Origin of the sequence: Paractinoplanes aksuensis, assembly GCF_024137025.1 — a bacterium.
Lineage (GTDB): Bacteria > Actinomycetota > Actinomycetes > Mycobacteriales > Micromonosporaceae > Actinoplanes > Actinoplanes aksuensis.
On record NZ_JAMYJR010000099.1, the window covers coordinates 1 to 682 of the forward strand.

Annotated in this window: 1 pseudogene; it reads right to left on the reverse strand. The window is 67.6% G+C overall.

What is annotated here, in order from left to right:
- Window positions 1-682 (reverse strand): annotated as a pseudogene (locus M1L60_RS46730) (flagellin N-terminal helical domain-containing protein); the annotation flags it as partial.

Genomic DNA, 682 nt, shown 5'->3' on the forward strand with positions numbered 1-682 from the left:
ATCTTGATGGCGGCGTCGGGGTCCTTGGTGAGGTCGAGGGCCGCGGTGCCGAGCGTCTCGGAGTCGACGCCGCCGATCGTGATGGCGATCTTCTGGTTGGCGTTGGCGCCGACCTGGAACTTACCGGTGTTGCCACCGGTGTCCTTGAGGTTGGCCGTGGTCATGTCCATGCCCAGGCCGCCGGTGTTGCGGCCGGTGGTCGGGTCGGCCGCCGCCGGCGCGGTGGCCAGGTCCCCGGCATTGGTGATCGAGAAATCGCCGGCGCCCGACATCTTGAACGTCGAGTTGTTCTGGCTGTCGACCTTCGCCGACATGGAGACCTCAGTGCCCTGGAAGCCGTGCTGCTTCAGAGCGGACTGCAGGCCTTCGTTGACCGCCCTGGCCAGGTCCTGCGGCGTGGCGTCGTCGGCCAGCTTTCCCACGGTGACCGTGATGGGGCCGTTCGGCGGGGTGCCGCCGGCCGCCAGGGAGTTGCCACTCGGGTCCTTGTCCGAGCCGCCGACCTTCTCCAGCGTGAAAGTGAAGCCGCCGGCGAGGCTCGTCGGAATACCGGCTGCCTTGTCACCATTGGCGGCAATCGCCGTGCCGGTGGTCGACTTCGTGGCGCCGAAAGTGCCGTCGAGCAGGTTCTGCTTGCCGAAGGCGGTGCTCTTGCCGATGCGGTCGAGTTCGGCGTTGAGCT